1 protein-coding gene and 1 rRNA gene are annotated in these 343 nt (G+C 45.5%); one reads left to right on the top strand and one right to left on the bottom strand.

Annotated features, from left to right (window positions below; translation table 11 throughout):
• Nucleotides 1-116: ribosomal RNA gene (locus tag DYE48_RS20970) — 16S ribosomal RNA — on the top strand; the annotation flags it as partial.
• Nucleotides 117-151: 35 nt separating this feature from the next.
• On the opposite strand, the gene DYE48_RS21305 is transcribed toward DYE48_RS20970, so the two are convergent.
• The coding region (locus DYE48_RS21305; RefSeq protein WP_208639678.1) for a hypothetical protein at nucleotides 152-343 on the bottom strand (192 nt) is incomplete at its 5' end.

Here is a 343-nt window from a genome sequence, read left to right on the forward strand (position 1 = left end):
ACCCGAAGTCGGTGAGGTAACCTTTTTGGAGCCAGCCGCCGAAGGTGGGGCCAATGATTGGGGTGAAGTCGTAACAAGGTAGCCGTATCGGAAGGTGCGGCTGGATCACCTCCTTTCTAAGGATATAACGGAAACGTACTGTGTTGGTTGTTCAGTTTTGAGAGATCAAACGATCTTTCAACTTGTGAACCTTGAAAACTGGATAAGGAATCATTGTTTCATCTAACGATGAGACATTTGATGACAAGACATCTAATTGAAATTGTAAACGTCTTTTCACGACGATAGTTAAGTGAATAAGGGCGCACGGTGGATGCCTTGGTACTAGGAGCCGATGAAGGAC

It is taken from the genome of Halobacillus trueperi, assembly GCF_003386945.1.
GTDB classification, from domain to species: Bacteria; Bacillota; Bacilli; order Bacillales; family Halobacillaceae; genus Halobacillus; species Halobacillus aidingensis.